Consider the following 22,090-nt stretch of genomic DNA (forward strand, 5'->3'; position numbering starts at 1 on the left):
ACGCGCCACTCGCGTGCGACAACCACACGCCATGGAACGCCGCATTACCCTGCGCGACATTGCTCGCGAAACCAGACTCCACTACACCACCGTCTCGCTTGCCTTGCGTGGCGACACCCGCATCCGCCCCGAGACGCGCACCCTCGTCGAGCAGACTGCCGCCCGGATGGGCTACGTGCCCGATCCGATGGTGAGCGCCCTCTCCGTGTATCGCACCGCGATGAAACCCTCCTCGTTCCATGGCACGCTCGCTTGCCTGGTCAATGACGCGGAGAGCCATTTTCACCCCGATCACCACTTCATTCACATGCGGCAAAGCATGATCAGACGCGCCGGCGAACTCGGTTATCGCATCGAGGAGTTCCTGTTGCGCACGCCCGGCATGAACGAGCAGCGCATGAGCGGGATCCTCCAGGCGCGTGGCATTCGCGGCATCATTGTCGCCCCGCAGCCGGAGACGCGCATAGACGCCCGGATCGAAATCGACTGGTCGCACTTCACGTCCGTGGCCATCGGTTATTCGCTGGCCTGGCCGCAGCATCATCTTGTCGTCAATCACCAGTTTCGGGCCGCCAAACTCGCCGTTCAGAAGCTCGCCGCGCTCGGTTACCGGCGTATCGGACTGTTTGTGTGCAGCATGACCAACCATCGCGTGGACGAGAACTGGCTCGGGGGTTATCTGGCCGAAGTGTCCGCGCACAAAACCCTCACCCCGCTCGCGCCGCTCTTTTTCGAACATCACGAAAAACGCAGTGCCGCCGACCTGCACGCATGGATGAAACGCTGGCGTCCCGACGCGATCATCACGGATCACTTTTTTACGACAGACTGGTTGATCGGAACCGGCAAACTTCGCATCCCCGACGACGTAGGCGCGGCCAGCCTCTACGTGCCGACTGAAAAAGGATTTCATGCGGGTGTGGACCAGAACGATATCGAGATCGGCGCCGCCGCCATCGACCTTCTTGTGAGCCTGCTGCACACCAACGTCCGCGGCATCCCCGCCTGCCAGCGCCATCTGCTCATCGAGGGTATCTGGCGCGAAGGTCGCTCCGTACGCATTCAAAAATAGAGAGAAGCCTGTTCCGCAGAAGCGGGTGGGGGACGCCCGCGGAACACGGGCTGGAAGCCCGTGCCACGCCGGAATCATGGGCAGGATGCCCATGCCACGTTGGGGGCGGGACGCCCGCGCCACACCCCTGCATGGGGATGTTGCGATTCTTCAGGACCGCTTTGCGAACGATCAGGACGCCATTGATTTTTCTACAATGTGAATTCCGGGCCCATTGAATCCCCTCCGGGCATCCGGCACACCACCGGACGATCCACCTGAATCACTCCAAATCACGTCAAAAATTCACCATCATGAATACCCGAATCCACCGCAAACCCGCACTCACCCCACTCCTTGCCGGAGCCACCCTTGCCGCCCTCGCCAGCACCGCGACCGCCGCCCCTGTCACGCTCGTCCACGAAACCTTTGGCGGCAGCGGCTCCGCATCCCTCGCCGGCACCACCCCTGGCACCTTCGCATCCGCCCTCACCTCCGCCACCCCCGTGGCCGGCACCGCCACATGGTATGCCTCCCCCGCCTTCAAAGCCGACGGCTCCATCGGCGGCGCCACCCGGAACGACAATTCCGCTTATCTCTATCTTGGTTCCTATATCAATAACACCAGAGGCACTGCCGACGGGAAATTCACCCTCACCGCCAATATTGCAAAACCAACCGCCGGCACCTGGGTGTCCGCCGGTTTCCTCTACATCCCCTCCGACAAAATCTCGTCCAGCATCGACCAGACCTTCAACGGCGGCACCGGCAACCTTAACGGCTACGGCACCTTCCTGCATCGGACCAGTGACAGCGGCGCAAACTTTTTCGGCGGGGCAGGCACCACAAACAGCAACGATCCAGGCAACATCGACGCCGACGCGAGCATCACCATCACCCTCGATTTCACCCCCGAAGGCGGCTACAACGGCACGAACAACTTCGGCACGGTTTCCTTCGTCGCCACGTGGGGCGCAGATCAAACCGCCGAATGGTCATACACCTGGACGTCCTCGATACCGATTACAGGGATAGGTTTCAGTTCCAGCGGCACGAACATCGCCGGCGGCGTTTCCAGTCTCACGCTCACCCAAACCCTCAGCACCGTTCCCGAACCGGCGAATGTCGCGTTGCTCGCGGGCGCGCTTGTCGCGGCGGGCGCCATCTTCCGGCACCGCCGTCATACCCGCCGGTGACGAGCAGCGTTCTCCTTCCCGCCTTCTCTCTCCCTCCAACCTTTTTTCCTCCTGCCAGAATGCCAGTCACATCGACAAACCTCGCCCGCCTGCTCCTGCCTGTCCTGCCAGCTCTGCCTGTTGCGATACTGCTTGGCGCGACCGCCGCGGCCGCGCCGGACACACGTGCGATCCCCGAAATGCCCCGCTACGGACAATGGCAGTCAGCCTACATCGGCGGCGGCGGCTGGCTCCAGGAAATCATCCTGTGCCCCAGCGACCCGAATCGCGTTTATTCCTACGTGGACATTTCGGGCATGTTTCGCAGCGACGACGGCGGCAACACCTGGCGGATGATTCACGGCGGCCTCCCGAAACGCCGCGCCGACTTCGACACACGCTCCATGCACGTTGACCCGCGCAACGCCGACATCCTCCTCGCCGCCCTTTCCGGACGCATGCAAAAGGAAACCGTTTACCGGAGTAATGACGGCGGCAATACATGGAAAACCGTCATCACCGGCGCCCCCTTCTGGGGCAACATCCTCGGGCGCTTCGACGGCCCGCTCATCGTTCATCAGCCCGACGCTCCGGACAACCTCCTCATCGCCACCGGCGGCGGCGGTCTCTACAAAAGTAGTGATAATGGCGATACATGGAGGCATGTCGAAAAATTGAAAGATGTGGGTGCGACCGGTTTGCTCGTCGACCGCCGCGACCCGCGCCGCGTCTGGCTCTGGGCGCGCGGCGGGAAAATCGGCACTGCCGGCTGGGTGGCGGGCACCTTCGAGGGCGGTTTTTTCGAGAGTCGGGACTTCGGCGAAACCTGGCAGAAGGTCTCCGACGTCCAGCCCACCAAAATGGTTCAGGATCCCCAAAACCACGCCCGCTTTTACGCCATCTTCAATGACCGTATCATAAAAACCAGCGACGACGGACGCTCCTGGACAGAACTCGCCAATGGACTCAACATCGACCGCGCCAATCTCGACAAACCCATCCCGACCTCAATGGGCGACATTTATTATCACGCGATCGACACCGGTCCGGACTTTGTGCTCGCCGCCTCGGGACGCGGCACCTTTTACCGTTTGCCCCTGCTCGCTTCCTCTCCTGCCGACGCTGTAAAATGGGAAAAAGTTGAGCGCAAAAAACTCATCGAACCCGATTACGGCTGGGCACGTTTCCCGGGCGGCAATGATTTCGGACGGGCGCTCGGCTGGGTGCGCGTTGACCCGCGCGACCCGCACCACTGGTTCTTCACCGATTGGTATTCACTTTACCAATCCCCCAATGCCGGCGAGACATGGCAACTGACCATTCACGGCATCGAATCCACCTTCGTTCACACCTTGCTTGCCGACCCCGCCAACCCCCAACGCATCCATCTCGGCATGTCCGACAATGGTTATTTTCGCAGTGAAGACGGCGGCGTCAGTTACCGGAAAGTTGGCGGACGCAATTTCAACTCTTCGAATATCAAGTGGCTGGATCTGTCGTCGGAAAATCCGAACAAGATTGTCGCCGTTGGAACACCTGGAGGCGAATGGAAATGCACACAGGTTTTTCTCAGCGACAACGCCGGTGAGACATGGCGATTCTCGCCGATGAAAAACCTGCCCGACATGACGGACCGACGCTGCCACTCCATCACCGTGCACCCGAAAAATCCGGACGAAGTCTGGCTCGCTGTTTCGGGAAAAATCACCCCCGGCCAAAGCGGGCCGTGGCGCAGCCGCGACGGAGGCATCTCGTGGGAATGGTCCGGCGAAGGGCTGCCCGAAGGAGAAGATTTCTTCAACAACCAGATATGGCTTTATCGCGGTTCGGAAATCGCCGTCAGTCCCGATGGCTCGCTGCTCGCCGTCAACGGCAGGACCAACGAACTCTGGCGACGCGGTCCTGCCGACAATTCCCGCTGGGAGCGCATCGCCTTCCCCGCCGAAAAACCCGGTCACAACACCGCCCTCAATCCAGCGTTGCAAAACCGCCCCTGGGTGATGGCCGTGGCGGATACATCGGTTGCCGGACGTTTTTACGCCGGCGTTTCACGACGCGGTCTCTGGCGTAGCGACGATTCCGGTACGACCTGGCAGCGCGTGTTTGACGGCCAACTCGTCAGTTTCTCCCTCGACCGCCTCCGCTCCGGACAAATCGCATGCTCGGATTGGGATACCGTCTGGTTCTCCGCTGACAATGGCGGCAAGTGGATCGACCTCGATGCCGAACGCAAAATCCCGTTCCGCCCCGTCAACATCGTTTTGCCTGTCAATGACCGCATTCTCATCGGCACCTTCGGCAACGGTGCCTTCCACCGCCCGCTTCCTGCCTACCCATAAAATATCAAAACCTCATCCACCATGCACACCTCGAAACACCGCCCGTCACCTGCTGCCACCGTTGATTCACAGGGTTTCACCCTGATCGAATTGCTCACCGTCATCGCAATCATTGGCATTCTTGCCGCCATCATCATCCCCACGGTGGGCGCGGTCCGCGCCACGGCACTCAATGCCAGGGCCGCCGCCAACCTCCGCTCGTGCTTCACCATGCACGCTCTCTACGCCAACGACAACAAGGACAAGATCGCTCCCTACCAGTTGAACGGGGAGGTATTGACCCCCTTCCGATGGACCCACCTTCTCGTGCGCGACGGCTATGCCGGCACCGCCAGATCGATCACCCTCGTCGACAAAAATGAAGTCTTCGGCAATCCGGCCATGATTCGTTATTACCAGTCGAAAGGTTACGACCTGCAGACGACCAACACATGGGCGCGCAACGGCAACATCGGCCCCGACCCCGATGGAAAGACGGCGGGACGTGTCGTGACATTCTCGGGGCTCGAGCAGCCCAGCCGCACCCTGTTCATCACCGAGGGCACGATTCAGTCCAACAACCGGTGGTTCCATAACGAGGTCTGGTCGTCGACCTGGCTAAACCGCATCCCGCCGCCCGCCGATTTCCAGAAAGGCAAGGCATTCGTCCTTTTCGCCGACGGTCACACCCTTCTCATGCCCGGCCCCGGACTCAAGGACCTCTGGGACAACGATCAGCTTTTTTCCCAAGGTGCGCAATGAGGTCGCATCGGGCCTTTTCGCAGCTCCGGATCACGCCGATTGCTGAAACGGCCACGATTTTTCAAGACGGCGAAAGCGACGGTCCGGATTATCCCTCGCTGCCGCCGTATTGTCGCTTGATCGCAGAAGACCGGCCGGAATCAGCGAGGGGCTTGCGCGTCACGTACATGATCGCCCCCAGCACCACGAAGAGCGCGGCCGTGCCGGCGAGGAGCGAGAAATCCTCCATCCGCAGCACGAAGTACAGGTAACCGTAAACGCCGCCGAGCAACCCGCCGACGATCCAGGCGCGGCGTCCGCTGTCGAGGATGCGCCGGCTGTAGCAGGCAATCAGGAGAGTCGAGGCCGCCGCCGCCAGGCCGTAGGCGATGCCGAACGCCACGAACTCCGCCAGCGCCAGCGTGCCGAGGTAAAAGAGGCAGAGCGCCGTGCCGACCAGCAGGTAATTGAGCGCGGACAGGCGCACTCCGCAGGCCGCTTCGAAAATGAAAAATGTCGTGAACACCAGGGTGATGAAGAGCACGCCGTATTTGATGGCGCGTTCCGTGACGCGGTAGGCGTTGAGCGGTTGCAGGAGCTCCACGCCAAACGCCGAATCGCTCCAGCCAGGCAAGCCCGGCAGGTCGCGCGCGCCGGAGAGGAGTCCGTTTTCGGGAAAATTGCGTCCGTACCACGATACCTGCCACTCGGCCGAAAATCCGTCGGCGCCCACTTCGCGGGTCATCGGCAGCCAGGCGCCGGAGAAACCCGGATCGGGCCAGGCGGAGGCGAGCCTGACCCGGGTCTGGCGGCCGAGCGGCACGAAGTCGATCCGGCCGCTGCCGTTGAGGCGCAGGTCGAGCGAAAACGCTTGCGGCCCCGTGGTTGCGGAGGGCGCGGTGACGGCCGCGTGCACGCCCGACGCCATGCCTTCGATGCCGGGGCCGGGCTGCAGGGGGAGGGCGACGGCCGCAGGGCTGTCGCCGGTGTTTCCGCCGCCGTTTCCGGATGTAGTGGCAAGCGCATTACCGCCGGTGTCGTCGGCGCCGCGGCCTCCCCATTTCACGACGAGGTTTTCGCGGGCGCCGCGCAGGTCGCTGATCATGAAACAGAGCCGGGCCTTTTCCCAGTGAGGCGTCACGTCCCTTTCGCGGACGAAGCCGAAGTCCGGCACGGCAAACCGGCCGCTGACGCGCAGGTGCGTCGAGTAAACGGCGGCGGTGTAGATGCTCCGCTTGCGCAACGACGGGTCGAGCTGGCCCTCGATGGCGAGGGTTTCCGGCAGAAACCACGCTTCGCCGTGCGCTGTTTTTTCGACGCTCCCGGTCTGGCGTTTGCCGTTCACGAAATGGACCTCCTCGCCGTCCGTTTTCCATGAATACGGGACGACGAGCACGGGGCCGGCGATTTCCTGCGAGCGGCCCCAGGTGTCCATGATCTCGCCGACGGCTTCGCTGTGCCGCGCCTGCCGTTCTTCGAGGGTGGAGCGGACCATCGCCAGCGGGATGAGAAGCAGCAGGCCGACCAGGCCCGCGCCGAGGATCCGGAAAAAGAGGGACCGCTGGCGGAGCCACCCGCAGATCCCGGCGATGACCGGATGCGCGGCGGAGGACGAGGCCGATGCGCCGCCGCCCGTCCCGGCCGGCGTGGGCAGAGGCGGGACGGCGCCAGAGGATGAGGCGGAAGGCGCCGGCGAGGTCGGGCGGGAGACGGAGGGCGAGGGATCGGGGAGCGGAGGAGTGTCCATGCCCGCGAGCATGGGCGCGGATTATGAAAATCGTATGAACTCGCCGTGAAATCGGCGGGAAAACGGCAAGCATGGATTGGCAGAAAAAGGGGCACGGGCTTTTTCCGCCAATCGCCCGTGGACGGCGCGAAGCGCCGCCTTCCGGAACACGGGCTGGAAGCCCGTGCCACGCCGGAATCATGGGCAAGGATGCCCATGCCACCATCGCGTTTGTCGCAGCTTCAACCGCGAACGGGCGCACGTGAAGTGCGCCTCTACGGCTTGTCCGCGGGGCCAGCGGGCGGGGCGGATCTGGCGTCGTCGGCCTTGGGTTGCGCGGCGGCGCTGGTGCCGAGGAAGGCGGGGAGATTCAGGCCGACGCTTTTGGCGATTTCGTTGAGCGGGATCACGCCCTTGTAGAGGTCGTTGACGAACTGGCCGGGGCCATTGGTCGCGGACCCGCCGGCGCCGTTGCCACCGCCCATGACAACGACCTTTTCGAAGGTCAGGCCCTTGATCGCGCCGGCCTGCACCTCGGCGATGCGGACGATGTTTTCCGCGATGAGGAGCTGCGTGGCGCCGGCGGTGTCGTCGGCCACGCGGAGGAGTTTTTCGAAACCCTGCGCCTTGGCATCGAGCAGGGCGCGCGTGCCTTCGGCCTCGGCGGTGAGCTTGGCCTGGATGCCGCTCGCCTCGGCGCCGAGTTTGGCGCGGATGCCGGCGGCCTCGCCTTCGGCCACGCGGCGCACGCCTTCGGCTTCGGCTTCTTTCTGGATGACCCAGGCGTTGGCCTGGCCTTTCTGGATGATCTCGGCCTGCGCGGCCTTGGCTTCGGCATCGATGCGGATGCGCTCTTTTTCGATCTCGGCCTTGACGATCTGGTCGGCTTTCTGCGCGGCCATTTCGCGGTCGGCGCGGGCGAGTTCGGCTTCCTGTTCGGCCTTGTAGGATTCCTGGAGGGCGCGGGCTTCGGCGACTTTCTGCGCGGCTTCGGTGCGGCGGGTGGCCTCGGCCTGCTCGGCGGCGAGATCGGCATCGGAACGGGCGATGACCATCTGCGCGGTGTTTTGTCCCTTGCGGGCTTCGGCCTGGGCGCTGGCGACGCGGATGGCCTGGTCGCGCTCGGCCTCGGCGCGGCCGGTGGCGCCGCGCTGGTTTTCCTGGGCGACGCGGATCTGGGCGTCGTTGATGGCCTTGGCGGCGGCTTCCTTGCCGAGCGCGTCGATGTAGCCGGACTGGTCCTTTATGTCGCGGATGTTGCCGTTGATCATCCGGAGACCGACCTTGTGGAGCTCGACTTCGACGCCCTTGGTGATCGAGGCGATGAGTTTTTCACGGTCGCCGTTGATCTCCTCGATCGTCATCGAGGCGAAGACGACGCGCATCTGGCCCATGATGATTTCGGAGGCGAGCTGCTTGACTTCGTCCATCGTGCGCCCGAGCAGGCGGGTGGCGGCGTTCTGGGTGACGGAGGGCTCGGTCGAGACGCCGATGGTGAACGATGCCGGCGCATCGATGCGGATGTTCTGGCTGGAGAGCGCGCCGCGCAGCTCGATGTCGATGCTGATGGGCGTGAGGTCGAGGTAACCATAGCTCTGCACGAAGGGCATCACGAAGGTGGCGCCGCCGTGAAAGCACCGGGATGACGACTGGTTGCCGAGTTTGCCGTACACGACCAGAATGCGGTCGGGCGGGCACATGCGGTAACGCGAGATGATCGCCATGCCCATGATGAACACGAAGACGAGGGCGAGACCGAGGAAGATGATGAGACCGGAGGAGATGGCAGCGAGCATGTCGGGTGAGGTGGTTGCAGTGAGTTGATGGTGGAGGAAAAGGGCGCGGTGAGCTAACGAAGAATGGAGAATGATGAATGAAGAATGGGACGGAGCTTCGGTTGCGATGGGTTGGGGATGGTTTGGCGATTCTTCATTCTACAGGGGACTTCCAGAAAAGATCTTTTGAACAGAAGATAACCAAGGAAACAAAGATCAAACCAACGAAGAGGAGTTTGTAATTTAATCAAAATCAGGATATTATATATTTTATTTCAAGGGACTTCTTTGTTTCAGGCCTTCGTTATCTTCGTTTCCTTCTGTTCAAAAACGTATTTCCAGATCCTTCCCGGATTCTTCATTCTGCATTGGAGGCGAAGGGTTCGACGACGACGGTGCGGGCGTCGATGACGCGGGTGACGCGGACCTTGGCGCCGCTGGCGATGGCTTCTTCCGTGGCGGAGACGGCGGAGAGGGTTTCCTGGCGGCCATTGAGGTTGAGGGTGATCTGGCCTCCGGGGCCGTGCGCGGCGGGCAGGGTGAGGTAGACGGTGCCGACGAGGCCGACGGCTTCGTTGATGCGCATGGTGCCGTCGGTGTGCAGCGACATGACGAACCGGATCATCACGACGAGGATCGACATGAGCGCGCCGCCGGCAACGACGCCGGTCAGGGTGGCCGCGCCGACAGGCCAGCCGGCGTCGAGCGCGATCCCGCCGCCCCAGCCGAAGCCGAGAAAAAAGCCGGTGAGCGGTTTTACGGAAAAAATGCCACCGCCGCCGCCGTGCCCGAAATCGTCAACGGCATCGATGACATCGCCGCCCTCGAAGCCGACCATGGCGAGCACGGCGAGGATCAGGGCGAGCAGGCCGGCGAGCAGGCCGATGCCGTAAAAAATCTGTTTGGCGAGGTCGAGGCTGTCCCACCAGCTCAGGGCAAAGTCCATAAAAGCGAGGGTATTCATGGCGTTGCCGGAGAGGGCTAAGGGGCTTGTCGGGAGAATCAACAGTAACCGGATGCAGGAACCGATTTTTTGCCGGGGAAGGTTGCGGGTGCGGAAGCGGGACGGGATGCCGGCGCCATGCGGTCAGGCGTCGAGTTCGGCGATCATGCCGCGGACTTCGGCGGCGGCGCGGCCGAGGCTGGCGGAGGCCCAGCCGTCGGGCGTCTGCTCGGGCGGGAGTTGCAGGGTGTCGAGCGCGAGCGCGTGGACGGCGAGAAGGTTGGGCGGACGCGTCGTCGGGCTGCTGCCGTGACCGGACCCGGGCGGGTTTTTCGTGCCCGGAAAACCGCGGGCCACTTCGCCGGCGAGCGCATCGAGCGCGCGGAGGATGACTTGCGCGGTCTGTTCCTGCGCGGGGGAAAACGCGCCGGGTTCGCTGCCGCTGCGCACGTGCATCATGAAGAGCGTGGCGATGCGCGTCAGGCGCTGGGTGCCGTTGGCGAGGGCGGCGGCGAGCTCCACGCGCTCGCGGCGGTTGCGGGGATCGCCGTAGAGCCGGCGGAGCGAGGTGAAGACCGTGACGTTGGCCGTCTCGGCCGCGCGCTTGGCCTGGACGAGGGCGTTGTCCACACCGCCGCCGCGGGCGAGCCGGTCGACGAGCGCGGCGAGGTAATCGCGACTGGCGCGGAGCGCGCCGGCGATGAGCGGGGGCAGGCGGTCGCGCTCCCACACCGGCCAGAAAAGCATGGCCGCGCCGAGCGCGATGAGTCCGCCGGCGAGCGTGGCCCCCGTGCGTTCCAGGGCGATGCCGGCGGTCTGCACGCCGGAGGCTTCCATGAGCAGCACGACAAACACGGTCACGAAAAATACGGCGACCGCGTAGTGGCGGCGCACCAGGTAGCAGAAAAGGAAAACGCTGACCGCCACCGCGCCGAGCTCCACGCCGGGCGGCAGGCGCAGCCAGAGCAGGAACGAGGCGAACAGGCTGCCGGCCACCGTGCCGGCGAGGCGTTGGGCGGCGCGGGCGCGGGTGGCGCCGTAATCGGGTTGCAGCACCACCACGATGGTCAGCGGGAGCCAGTAGCCGTGCGGCAGGTCGAGCCAGTAAAACGCGCCGGTGCCGGCGGCGAGCAGCACAGCGAGGCGCAGGACAAAACGCACGAGCACGGGATCGGGGCGAGGCTTGAGGTTGATCGTGGCGGCGAGCGGGCGGAGCTGCCAGGTTTTCAGGTCGAGCAGTTCGAGCGGAAACGCCGCCCGCTCGCCGGCGCGTTCGACGGTGACGCGCACGGCTTCCTCGAGGGCGGAGAGGCGTTGCCCGAGCGCGCGCAACAGGTCGGTCATGTGGGCGGCCTCGGGGTGCCGGGCGGAGAGAGCATGGGCGCGGGCCCCCACGGCTTGCAGGATGCCCTCGAGGCGGCGCAGGCGGATTTCGCAGGTGGCGAGGTGGCCAGGCTGGCGCGATACCACGGCGAGCGCCACCGAACGGCCGAGATTGGCCAGGCCGGTGAAAAGAGGAGCGGCGGAAGCGGCGAGCTGGCGCTGCCATGCGGCGGAGGCCGGAGGGGACGCGGAAGGGGAGGAGGGAGGAGAGTCGAGCAGCGTGGCGACGGCGTTGCCGGCCATGGCGACGCGGGCGGCCCAGAGGTTGAGCTCGACGAGGTGCCCGGCCACGTGCCGGCGTCCGGCGGAGCCGGCGGCGGCGGTGGCGAGCATGCGGTCGGCGTTGTCGACCGCGACGCGCAGGGCGCCTTCCGCATCGGCCGCCTGCCGCGCGCGCCGGGCGCGCGCCGGTGCGTCGGCGGGCGGGGGCGCGACGGCATCGGGTGGCGTGGACATCGTCTCGAACAGGTCGGCCAGCGCCAGCCAGCTGTCGGCGACGACGCGGCGGAGCGGATGCTGGGCGCGCCAGGGCCAGAGCGCGACCTGGAGGAGCAGCCCGAAGCCGCCGCCGGCCAGCGTGGCGAGCGTGGCCGGGAGCACGCGGCCGCCGTGCGCTTCGCCGGCGAGCGAGATGAAAAACACGAGCGCCGAGACCACGGCGATCGTCGGCCCGTAGTCGCTGCTGACATGCCGCCACAGGCCGCTGGCGATGGCGATCAGCACGGTGGCGGCGAGGGCGACCGGCCATCCGCCGCTCCAGGCGAACGCCCCGAGCGCGACGCTGCCGGTGATGATGACGAGCATGGCGAGCAGCAGGCAGAAGCGCGCGCGGTAGTCGCCCTTCACATCGACCATCGCGAGATTTTGCGCGGCCATGGCGGCGAACATCGCGACTTGCGGATAACCCGACCGCCAGGTGACGAGGAACGAAATCATGAAGGCCGCCGTGGCCCGCGCCGCGCGGGCGGGGTCGGGGCGCATCCACTCGGCCTGCACCCGGTGCCGCAGAGTTTTCCAGTCGATCCGGTCGATCCAATTGAGCCAGGAGACGTTGGCCATGCGCCGGCGAGCATGGCGGAGGCGCGGGGCAGGCGTCACGCTGTTTGTGACGGGGGGCTCCGTGGCGCACGTCCGGCGGCGGGACGCCGCCGCTCCGCCGAATCCGTGGTCCATGAAAAAGCCCGCCGGGTCAGGAGGCGGCGGGCTTTTGGGAGAAACGGTATCGGTGATGTCTGTCGGCAGCCTCGCGGAGCGCGGCGGGCGCGCGGCGCGGGACGGGGCCTTCTCAGGCGATGGCGGCGGTGGCAGCTTCGGCGAGCTGCACGGTGCTGGTGCGGTGGCGTTGCACTTTCATGAAACGCGAGCGGCGACGGAGCATCCGGTCGAGTTTGTCGACGAGCATGTTGACCGACTTGTGGCATTCGCCGGAAACGACGGCGGCATTGAGTTCGGGACCGTGAATCTGCATGTGCCCCTTGGCGATGAAGCGCTGGCCGGGATCGCGGGTTTGCTGGTCACATTCGAGTTCGATGCGGATGCGCAGGATGCGCTCCTCGTGACGGAACAGTTTGTCGGCTTTTTCCTGGACGAACGTTTTCAGCGATGGCGTCAACTCGAGGTGGATGCCGGATACTATCAGCTCGCGGGCTTCATTTTGTGTGGCGGTATGTCTGTTCATGACTTCATGTTTTCGTTGGTTTTCCTGACCAAGATTCATGCCCTCCTCGCCATCTGTTCCTGCCATCGTACGCCGTGCGACGGGTCGATATTCGACCGTTATTGTCACGGGTGGCTCGTCTGGTATCGGCAGGGTGTTCATCGAGCGTTTGCACAGGGTGTGCCCGGAGCTGGCGTTTTTCAATCTGTCGAGGCGCAATCCGGACATATTTTTGCAGCAGCTTGAACTGCGCCACATCGCCTGCGATCTGGCCGATCCGGCCTCGCTGGCCGGGGCGGCGGAGCAGGTATTACGCGGGCTGAAGGAGCAGGCGCGGCCGGGAAAGATTCTCTTGATCAACAACAGCGGTTTCGGCGGTTATGGCCGGGTGGCGGAAATCGGTCGCGAGCACCAGCTTGAGATGATCGACGTCAACGTGCGCGCCGTCGTGGACCTGACGGCGCGCCTGCTGCCCGCGATCGCGGAGCGGGGCGGCACGGTGCTGACGGTGGCGAGCCTGGCGGGATTCATGCCCACGCCTTATACCGCGACTTACGGGGCGACCAAGGCCTTCGTCCTGCACTGGACGCTCGCGCTCGACGCGGAATTGCGCGCCTCCCGCCCGGCCGGCGGACAGGCGCGCGCGCTGGCGGTGTGCCCGGGACCGGTGGCGACGGAGTTTTTTCGCCGGGCGGGGTTGCGCGAGGGCGCGGCGGGCGATGCGCTGGCCTTCACGGCCGCGGGCGTAGTGGATTGCTCGTTACGCGCGCTGGCGAAGGGGCGGTCTTTATGTGTGCCGGGCTGGCGTCCGCGGCTGGTGGCGGCGCTGGTGCAGGTGTTGCCGAAACGGTGGGTGGCGCGGGCGGCGGAGCGCGTGCTGGCGCGTTACCGGATGCGCCGCGTCAACGCGCCGGGCGGAGCGGGCGGGACGGAGCCGGGGACGGGCGGATCATGAGCGACGACGGCAGCGGATCGCCGGAAATTCCCTGGCGCGGCGTGCGCGCCTGCGCATGGCCGCCGCGCCCGCAAAGCACGGACCCGGCGCGCGTGCGGATGATCGCGGCGGAGGAAATCGCGGTATGGACGGTGTTCGAGGACGAGCGGTTGCTGGTCATCGACAAACCCGGTGACGTGGTCTGCCATCCATCGAAGGCCGGTCCGTGGTCGAGCCTCGCCGGAGCGGTGCGGGAGGCGAAGGGGCTGGAGAAGGCGCATCTGGTCTTCCGGCTCGACCGGGAGACCAGCGGGGTGGTGGTGTTTGCGAAAGACGAGCGGATGGCCAGCCGGTTGCAGCGCGCGATGCAGGAGCGCCGCGTGCGGAAAAATTACCTGGCGATTCTGGACGGCGATCTGCCGGCGACGGGCGCAGCCGGCGCGACAGGCGTGGCGGCGGCCGGCGAGATCACCGTGGATCAGCCGCTGGGCGACGACATCTCGAGCCCGGTTTATGTAAAAACCTGTGTGCGGCCGGACGGGAAACCGGCGGTCTCGCATTTTGCGATGCTGGCGCGCGGGGGCGGATTCACGCTGGTGCGCGTGCGTCTGGAGACGGGCCGCAAACACCAGATCCGCGCGCATGCCCGCTGGCTGGGCGCGCCGGTGGCCGGCGACAAGATCTACGGCCCCGACGAGCGCATCTACCTGGATTTTATCGACACCGGTTACACGCCGGCGCTGGCGGCGCGGCTGCACCTGCCACGGCAGGCGTTGCACTGTGCGGAGATCGATTTTTCGGAAGTCGGCCCCGGCCTGCCGCCGGTGCTGCGCGCTCCGCTGGCGCCGGACCTGCGGACCTTCGCCCGCGAGCGGATGGGGCTGGCGGAAGGGACGCTGACGCTGATCGGCGCGTTGTGAACAACTGCCGACAAGTTCCTGTTGCACCCTTCCCGCTCGTCCCCTCGTATCTCGCCTCCTTTTTCCTCCGACTCTGCCGAACCGATGCCCGACGACTCCTCCGCCTCAGCCCGCAGCCTGCGCCGACCACGTCGCGATGACCGCGACCGCGGCGATCGCTTCGGCAGCGACGGCGCTTCCGGCGCTCCTGGCGCGCTCGTCGGCCGCGTGCCGCCGCACTCGGTCGAGGCCGAGGAGTACCTGCTTTCGTGCTGCCTGCTCGATGGCGGCGACGTCATCTCGCGCTGCCTGGAAGGCAAGGTGCTCGCGAAGTCGTTTTATGTTCCGGCCAACCAGGTCATCTTTTCCAAGCTGATCGAGCTCTACAACAAGGGCTCCGCCATCGACCTCGCCGTGCTCGCCGAGGAGCTGAAGACCAGCCGCCAGCTCGACGAGATCGGCGGCTACGCCTACCTCACGCGGATCAGCGGCAGCATCCCGACCACGGCCCAGGCCGGTTATTTCATCGAAAAAGTCCGCGAACTGCACCTGCTCCGCGAGATCATCCGCGCGGCGACCCATGCGGTGGAAAATTGTTACGAGTACACCGGCGGCCTCCAGGAATTCGTGGACAAGGTGGAGCAGGATATCTTCCGCGTCACCCAGGAGCGCGTCGGCGACGGCGCCCGCTCCATGCGCGAGCCCACCCGCGAAGCGATGACGGTGGTCAACAAGATGTTCATGAAACGCGGCGAGCTCACCGGCGTTTCCACCGGTTTCAAGGACCTCGACCGCTTCATGTTCGGCCTCCAGAAGCAGGAAATGATCGTCCTCGCCGGCCGCCCTTCCTGTGGCAAGACGTCGCTGGCGATGAACATCGCCGAGCACGCCGCGCTCCCGCTCAAGGGCGCCGGTGTGGCCACGCTGGTCTTCTCGCTCGAAATGTCCGCCGCGCAGCTCGCCCTGCGTCTCCTTTGCAGCCGTTCGCGCGTCAACATGCACCTGCTCCGCGACGGCCTGCTCTCGAAAAACGGCGACGACCACCAGCGCCTCCTCCAGGTCGCCGACGAGTTCACCAACTCTCCCCTCTTCGTGGACGACAGCAGCGCGCTCACCATCATGGAACTGCGCGCCAAGGCCCGCCGCCTCGCCGCCCGCCAGCCCCTCGGCCTGATCATCGTCGACTACCTCCAGCTCATCAGTCCGACCGACCCCAAGGTCCCTCGTGAACAGCAGGTTGCCGAGGCATCGCGCGGCCTGAAGGCCCTCGCCAAGGAGCTCGACGTGCCGGTCATCGTCCTCGCCCAGCTCAACCGTTCCGCCGAAAAGGAAAGCCGCACGCCGCGCCTCTCCGACCTGCGCGAATCCGGCTCCATCGAGCAGGATGCCGACGTCGTCCTGATGCTCTCCCGGCCCAGGGACGCCGACGACAAATTTCAGGTAGCTGGCGACAAGATGGAGTTATACGTTGCCAAGAATCGTAACGGCGAGGTAGGGGAAACGACTTTGACATTCCTGAAGAACATAACGCGCTTTGAAAACTACACTCCGTAACCCCTTTGTGAGCTACGTGTCCTGCCTCCTTTTCGCCAGCGCGTGCGCGCTCGCCTTCCTGTCGACGATCGTTCCGGATGCGTTTGCCCAGGCGCCCGCGCAGCCTCCGACCATCGCGGTCACGCCGCCTGCGAGCGATGCCCGTGTCGGCACGATCACCGTGAAATTCGTCGGCACCGCCAACGTCAACGAGCAGGTCGTGCGCGCCAACATGCAACTCACCGAAGGCGGTCCCGTCGACGAGGCCCTGATCGACCGCGACATCCGCGCGCTTTACCGCACCGGCCAGTTCGAGCTCATCGAGTTCAAACGCGACACCCGCTCCGGCGGCCTTGTCGATATCCAGGTCGAGCTCACGCCCAAATTCCGCGTCCTCCGCGTGGATTTCACCGGCATCGACAAGATCAAGCGCAAGCGCCTCGAACGGGAAATCAGGACCCGGCCCAACCTCGCCCTCGACGAGCGTCAGGTGAAGGAAGACGCCCAGAAGCTGAAGGAGTTTTACCAGAAATCCGGCTACAACCAGGCCACCGTCAACTACACCATCGACCGTGACCGCAACAGCGGCTTCGGCACCATCGTTTTCCAGATCAGCGAAGGCGAGAAGGTCAAGATCAAGCGCGTGGACTTCACCGGCAACGAACACCTGCCGACCAAGAAGCTCCGCAAGGTCATGACCACCCGCAAGTGGAACATCTTTTCCTGGATCACCGACACCGGCCGCCTGCGGGACGAGGCCTTTGACGAGGACCTCGAAAAACTCCGCGACGCCTTCCGCGAGGAAGGTCTGCTCGACGTCGAGATCGATCCGGCAAAAATCCGCTACGAGTACCCGAGCGCCAAAAAACTCGTCATCACCATCCCCGTCGTCGAAGGACGCCAGTACCACGTCGGCGACATCAGGATCACCGGCAACACCCTCTATACCACCGACGAGCTCCGCGCCGTCCTCCGCCAGACGACCGGCAAGATCTTCGCTCCCTCGCTGATCGACAAGGACGCCCGCAACCTCGAGGAAACCTATGGCAAGGACGGCTACATCGACGCCCGCGTCCAGGTCATCCGCCGCCCCAATCTCACCACCGGAGCCATCGACCTCGAATACTCCTTCCGGGAAGGCGAGAAGTACTACGTCGAGTCCATCAAGCTCGAGGGCAACACCAAGACCAAGTCCATCGTCATCCTGCGCGAACTCAACATCGGCCCCGGCGAGGTGTTCAACATCCAGCGGATGAACATTTCCAAGCTCCGCCTCGAAAACACCCGCTTCTTCGAGGAGGTCAACATGACCCCCGAGGCGACCAACATCCCCGGCCGCCGCAATCTCAAGATCGCCGTCCGCGAAGGCCGCACCGGCAACCTCACCTTCGGCGCCGGTTTCAGCACGCTCGACAGCGTCATCCTCTTCGCCGAAGTCTCCCAGTCCAACTTCGACCTGTTCCACCGCAAGTCGCTCTTCCAGGGCGACGGCCAGAAATTCCGCCTCCGCCTCCAGGTCGGCTCCCGCTCCAACGAGGCCATCCTTTCGTTCGAAGAACCCTGGTTCCTCGAACGCGAACTCGCCCTCGGTTTCTCCCTCTACCGCACCTCGACCGACTACAACAACCAGCTCTACAACGAAGTGCGCATCGGCGCCAACGTCTACCTCCGCAAGCGCCTGATCGAGCTCATCGAAGGCAAGATCGGCTACACCATCGAGCAGGTCGAGATGAAGGACATCGACAGCGACGCGCCCTGGAACCTCAAGGCGGAGGAAGGCAAGCAGGACGTTTCCAAGCTCACCTTCACGCTCCTGCGCGACACCCGCGACCGCCTCATCAACACCTCCCGGGGCAACCGCGTCGAATTCACCACCACCTACGCCGGCGGCGCCCTCGGCGGCGACGCCGACTACTACGGCCTCGAACTGCGCGCCTCGCAGTACATTCCCACCTTCGAGACCCTCAACCAGGTGCTTTCCGTCATCGGCCGCGTCGGCGTGCTCGACGGTGATTACGTTCCCTACTTCGACCAGTACTTCCTGGGCGGTCCCAGCACCCTGCGCGGCTTCGAGTATCGCCAGGTCGGCCCCAAGCAGGGTGACGGCATTTACGATCACACCCCGTCGGGCACTAGCGGCAACGGCGAGCCCATGGGCGGCAAGTCCTACGGCATGCTCAGCATCGAGTACACCTTTGACATCGTGGAGCCCCTCCGCTTTGCCATCTTTTACGACGCCGGTTTCGTCAACCGCGACGCCTACGATTTCGATCCCTCGAATTACAACGACAACTTCGGCTTCGGTATCCGCATCATGATCATGGGCGCGCCGCTCAGCCTCGACTACGGCATCCCCATCACCAGCGACCGATTCAACGACAGCGGCGGACAATTTAACTTTTCTTTTGGCACCCGTTTCTGATTTCGCTGTCATCCACCTCCCGCACCTCCTTACCGGATCTTAATATCATGAAGAAACTCATTCAATCCATCATTGCACTCGCTTCCTTCGGCTTCGTGGCCGCAGGTGTCAGTGCCCAGCCGGCCCCCAAGATCTTCTTTATCGACATGGCCAAGGTTTACGACGGCCACTACGAAACCGAAGAGCAGAACAACAAGCTCAAGGACGAGGAAAAGAAGGCCCAGGACGAGATCAAGCGCCTCAACGACGAAGGCAACGCGCTCGTCGAGCAACTCAAGCAGATCCAGGCCGATGCGCAGAGCCCGACGCTCAGCGCCGACGCCAAGAACAAGCTCCAGGCCGACTTCCAGGCCAAAGGCGAGGAGATCAACAAGAAGAAGGCCGAAGTGCAGAACTTCGCCCAGAACGCCCGCAACTCCTTCCAGCAGCGCATCAAGGCATTCCGCGAAGTCATGCTCGAGAAGCTCGGCAAGACGGCGACCGACATCGCCAAGCGCAAGGGTGCCACCATCCTCATCGACAAGTCCGGACCTTCGCTTCTCGGCATTTCGCCCGTGATCTATTTCGATCCTTCCTACGATATCACCGACGAGGTGATCGCCGAAGTGAACAAGGGCCGCGGGACCGCCCCCAGCGCCACTCCGGCCGCGAAGCCGGCACCGGCTCCGGCCCCTGCCGCCAACACCGGCGGCAGCACCGGCATCGCCTTCCCCGCCGGCAAGTAACCCGGCACCGGCCGCCAGCCGGATCGGGTGGCACAAACGCAAACAGCATTCACCCAAACCGCAGCCTTGCAGGCTGCGGTTTTTTTGGGAGCGCCCCCCCGGCCGCCTCGCCAGTCAACCGGAGCGGCGGCATTCCTGCCGCTGCAGACGACGCAAGGCGTCGCCGGATCGGGAAATCCACAGCTTGCATCGGCGAAGGGCGAGGCGCGTCGCGCCTCGTCGCAGCGGCAGGAATGCCGCCGCTCCGTCAATCCCGGTACTGCCGGCGTCACTTTCTGTTCGTGCCTTTTTGCAACTTCTGCGGCTTATTGCTCTTGACCGCGCCGAAGATGAAAACTTTCTTCGCCCGGTAGATCACATCCCCTTCGTCCCCTCGATGAAAATTCGCTCACTTCTCCTCTCCGCTCTCGTCGCTTCCGCGGCGGTCGTCATCACCGGCTGCGCGATCTTTACCAAAGGCCGCACCCAGGAAGTCACCGTCCAGACCATTCCGGCGGGAGCCACCGCTCTCATCAACGGAGAAGTCGTCGGCCAGACTCCTTTCCGTGTGCGCCTCCCGCGCAGCGATGTTTACCGCATCGACTTCCAGAAACCCGGCTACGTCGCGCAGGACGCCCTCCTGCTGCCGATGCCCAACGAATACGAGAACAACTACCTGCGTTGGGGTATCGATTACGATCTCGGCGCGATGACCGATCTCACGCCCGACCACCTTGTCGTCAATCTCCGGCCCGACGCGGCCGATGCGAGCAAGGACCGGTTTGCCGAGATGGCCTCCCAGGTCACGTCGGCCGACGCCATGCTTGCCGCCGGCCAGATCAGTTCCGAAGACCACAAGAAAGCCATCGAATCGATCATCAAGACCTACGCGGTCCAGTAACCCGCCAGCAATTTTTTGCCAATCCGGCGGCAGGCGCATTTACGCGCTTGCCGCTTTTTTTTCGAATCGCCGTAGTTTCCTTTTCCAACCGCACGCCTGACCGCTACCACATGACTGCCGCGTCCGTCTCCCTGCTTCGCACCCCGCTTCGTGATTTCCACGCCCGGCATGGCGCGCGCCTGGTCGATTTTGCCGGATGGGAAATGCCTGTCCAGTACCGCAGCATCCTCGAGGAGCACAAGGCGGTGCGCCAGGCAGCGGGCCTGTTCGATGTCAGCCATATGGGTGAATTCGATGTCCGCGGCCCCGATGCCGCCCGGTTTCTCGATCACGTGGTGACCAACGACGTCTCGCGGCTCTTTCCCGGCCGCATCCTCTACTCGCCCATGTGTGATGCCGACGGCGGTGTGATCGACGACCTGCTGATCTACATGCGCGGGCCGGAGGATTATTTTCTCTGCGTCAACGCCGGCAATATCGCCGCCGATTTTGCCTGGCTGCGCGAACAGGCCGCGGCCGGCGATTTTGATGTCGCCCTTGCCGACCGGTCGGCCGGGTACGGCTTGCTCGCGATCCAGGGCCCGCGTGCGGCCGGCATCGTGCAGGCGCTGACCGATGCGAAACTCGACGACATCCGCACCTATCATTTCGGCGAAGGCGCGGTGGCCGGCGTGCCCTGCCTGCTCAGCCGCACCGGCTATACGGGCGAAGACGGTTTTGAACTCTACCACGCGGCGGACGAGGCCGTGAGACTGGCCGAGGCGCTCCTCGAAGCCGGTCGCCCGCACGGACTCGTGCTCGCCGGACTCGGCGCACGCGACAGCCTTCGCCTCGAGGCCGGCTACCCGCTTTACGGCCACGAACTCTCTCCGGAGATCTCTCCGCTCGCCGCCGGTTTCGGCTGGACGGTCAAGCTCGACAAACGCGCCGCCTTTGTCGGCTCCGGCGCCTTGCGCGCCGAGAAGCTGGCCGGCAGCCGGCGACGCGTCGTCTGGTTCCGCCTCGACGACCGGCGTATTGCGAGAGCGGATACGCCGGTGCTGGCCGCAGGCGGCGACACGGTCGCCGGCCGCGTCCTTTCCGGCACGCTGTCGCCGGTGCTCAACACGGCCATCGGCTCGGCCCTGGTCGACGCCTCGCTGGCGGAGTCGCCGCTGGAAGTGGACATCCGTGGCACGCGGCTTGCATTGCGCCCCGTGAAACCGCCCTTCGTCCCGCTCCGGTCATGAATTGCCCACGAAACACACGAAAGAACACGAAAAAGCAGACAAACAAAAATTCACCCTGCTTCCGGTCCATTGAGCCGCCCCGGGCATTCTCTTCTTTTTGAGGTATTTCTTTTCGTGTCTTTTCGTGTGTTTCGTGGGCCTCTCCACCAATCTGTTTCTATGAGCAACGTACCCGCCTCCTTCCTCTACGCGAAATCGCACGAGTGGCTGCAGCCGACCGGCGCCGACACCGCGACCATCGGCATCACCGATTATGCCCAGGCCAGCCTGGGGGACATCACCTATGTCCAGTTGCCGAAAGTCGGCGCGACCTTCGCGGCGGGTGAATCGTTCGGCGTGGTGGAATCGGTCAAGGCGGCTTCGGACATCTACGCGCCGGTGGCGCTGACGGTGGTCGAAATCAACGCCGATCTCGATGCCGAACCGCAACGGGTGAACCAGTCCCCCTACGACGAGGGCTGGCTGATCCGTGTGAAACTCGCCGCCCCGCTCGACCAGCTTGCGCCCGGCGCCCTGCTCGACGCCACCGCCTACACCGCCGCGATCGGCGAGTAAGGCGGGGGAAAGCGTATCCGGATTACCGAATTCCTCCCCGGCTCGCCATCCCGCCGCCTCCGCCGGTGTCTGATGCCGGAGCGCCTCCGGAGCCATGAGAGGAACGACGGGCGCTGGCGAATGCGGCGATCTGCCCTGTCGTCG

At 64.5% G+C, this 22,090-nt stretch carries 18 protein-coding genes; 12 read left to right on the forward strand and 6 right to left on the reverse strand.

Features of this window, described 5'->3' with window-relative positions; translation table 11 throughout:
• Positions 1–31 precede the first annotated feature (31 nt).
• The 4 genes from OPIT5_15900 to OPIT5_15915 all read left to right on the forward strand — a co-directional run bounded on the left by OPIT5_15900 (position 32) and on the right by OPIT5_15915 (position 5,306).
• On the forward strand, positions 32–1,072 hold the full coding sequence (locus OPIT5_15900) for a LacI family transcriptional regulator (GenBank protein ID AHF91485.1): 1,041 nt from the start codon (positions 32–34) through the stop codon (positions 1,070–1,072).
• A gap of 293 nt (positions 1,073–1,365) precedes the next feature.
• On the forward strand, positions 1,366–2,247 hold the full coding sequence (locus OPIT5_15905; protein AHF94435.1) for a hypothetical protein: 882 nt from the start codon (positions 1,366–1,368) through the stop codon (positions 2,245–2,247).
• Between the two features lie 59 nt (positions 2,248–2,306).
• Complete coding sequence (locus tag OPIT5_15910) at positions 2,307–4,565, forward strand: hypothetical protein (protein AHF94436.1); 2,259 nt, start codon at positions 2,307–2,309, stop codon at positions 4,563–4,565.
• Between the two features lie 21 nt (positions 4,566–4,586).
• Positions 4,587–5,306: a hypothetical protein gene (locus OPIT5_15915; protein ID AHF94437.1), complete on the forward strand. Its 720-nt coding sequence runs from the start codon at positions 4,587–4,589 to the stop codon at positions 5,304–5,306.
• Positions 5,307–5,394: 88 nt separating this feature from the next.
• On the opposite strand, the gene OPIT5_15920 is transcribed toward OPIT5_15915, so the two are convergent.
• From OPIT5_15920 to OPIT5_15940, 5 genes are all read right to left on the reverse strand, one after another.
• On the reverse strand, positions 5,395–6,780 hold the full coding sequence (locus OPIT5_15920; protein ID AHF91486.1) for a membrane protein: 1,386 nt from the start codon (positions 6,778–6,780) through the stop codon (positions 5,395–5,397).
• Between the two features lie 506 nt (positions 6,781–7,286).
• Positions 7,287–8,795, reverse strand: coding sequence for a hypothetical protein (locus OPIT5_15925; GenBank protein AHF91487.1), 1,509 nt, complete (start codon positions 8,793–8,795; stop codon positions 7,287–7,289).
• 349 nt (positions 8,796–9,144) lie between these two features.
• Entirely contained in the window at positions 9,145–9,750 is a 606-nt protein-coding gene (locus OPIT5_15930) for a hypothetical protein (GenBank protein ID AHF91488.1), read from the reverse strand.
• A gap of 123 nt (positions 9,751–9,873) precedes the next feature.
• Positions 9,874–12,000 carry a membrane protein gene (locus tag OPIT5_15935; GenBank protein ID AHF91489.1) on the reverse strand — a complete coding sequence of 709 codons (2,127 nt, stop codon included), beginning with the start codon at positions 11,998–12,000 and terminating at the stop codon, positions 9,874–9,876.
• A gap of 397 nt (positions 12,001–12,397) precedes the next feature.
• Complete coding sequence (locus OPIT5_15940; GenBank protein ID AHF91490.1) at positions 12,398–12,790, reverse strand: 30S ribosomal protein S30; 393 nt, start codon at positions 12,788–12,790, stop codon at positions 12,398–12,400.
• 100 nt (positions 12,791–12,890) lie between these two features.
• Here OPIT5_15940 and OPIT5_15945 point away from each other — a divergent pair, with 100 nt between their 5' ends.
• The 5 genes from OPIT5_15945 (at position 12,891) to OPIT5_15965 (ending at position 19,282) form a co-directional block, all read left to right on the forward strand.
• The gene (locus OPIT5_15945; GenBank protein AHF91491.1) at positions 12,891–13,724 is read left to right on the forward strand and encodes a short-chain dehydrogenase; all 834 of its coding nucleotides are present in this window, start codon (positions 12,891–12,893) and stop codon (positions 13,722–13,724) included.
• Positions 13,725–13,822: 98 nt separating this feature from the next.
• Entirely contained in the window at positions 13,823–14,623 is an 801-nt protein-coding gene (locus tag OPIT5_15950) for a pseudouridine synthase (protein AHF91492.1), read from the forward strand.
• An 84-nt stretch (positions 14,624–14,707) separates the two neighbouring features.
• Complete coding sequence (locus OPIT5_15955; protein ID AHF91493.1) at positions 14,708–16,156, forward strand: DNA helicase; 1,449 nt, start codon at positions 14,708–14,710, stop codon at positions 16,154–16,156.
• Positions 16,157–16,163: 7 nt separating this feature from the next.
• Positions 16,164–18,557 (forward strand): outer membrane protein assembly complex, YaeT protein, encoded by a 2,394-nt coding sequence (locus OPIT5_15960; GenBank protein ID AHF91494.1) that lies wholly within the window; start codon positions 16,164–16,166, stop codon positions 18,555–18,557.
• 47 nt (positions 18,558–18,604) lie between these two features.
• Complete coding sequence (locus OPIT5_15965) at positions 18,605–19,282, forward strand: membrane protein (protein AHF91495.1); 678 nt, start codon at positions 18,605–18,607, stop codon at positions 19,280–19,282.
• Between the two features lie 268 nt (positions 19,283–19,550).
• On the opposite strand, the gene OPIT5_15970 is transcribed toward OPIT5_15965, so the two are convergent.
• A complete protein-coding gene (locus OPIT5_15970) occupies positions 19,551–19,640 on the reverse strand; it encodes a hypothetical protein (GenBank protein ID AHF94438.1) in 90 nt (29 codons plus the stop codon).
• A gap of 18 nt (positions 19,641–19,658) precedes the next feature.
• Between OPIT5_15970 and OPIT5_15975 the strand changes: the two genes are divergently transcribed.
• The 3 genes from OPIT5_15975 (at position 19,659) to OPIT5_15985 (ending at position 21,946) form a co-directional block, all read left to right on the forward strand.
• The gene (locus tag OPIT5_15975) at positions 19,659–20,162 is read left to right on the forward strand and encodes a hypothetical protein (protein ID AHF91496.1); all 504 of its coding nucleotides are present in this window, start codon (positions 19,659–19,661) and stop codon (positions 20,160–20,162) included.
• 110 nt (positions 20,163–20,272) lie between these two features.
• Positions 20,273–21,391: a glycine cleavage system protein T gene (locus OPIT5_15980; protein ID AHF91497.1), complete on the forward strand. Its 1,119-nt coding sequence runs from the start codon at positions 20,273–20,275 to the stop codon at positions 21,389–21,391.
• Positions 21,392–21,550: 159 nt separating this feature from the next.
• Positions 21,551–21,946, forward strand: a complete 396-nt coding sequence (locus OPIT5_15985; protein ID AHF91498.1) for a glycine cleavage system protein H — start codon at positions 21,551–21,553, stop codon at positions 21,944–21,946.
• Positions 21,947–22,090: the final 144 nt, after the last annotated feature.

The organism is Opitutaceae bacterium TAV5, from assembly GCA_000242935.3.
Lineage (GTDB): Bacteria > Verrucomicrobiota > Verrucomicrobiia > Opitutales > Opitutaceae > Geminisphaera.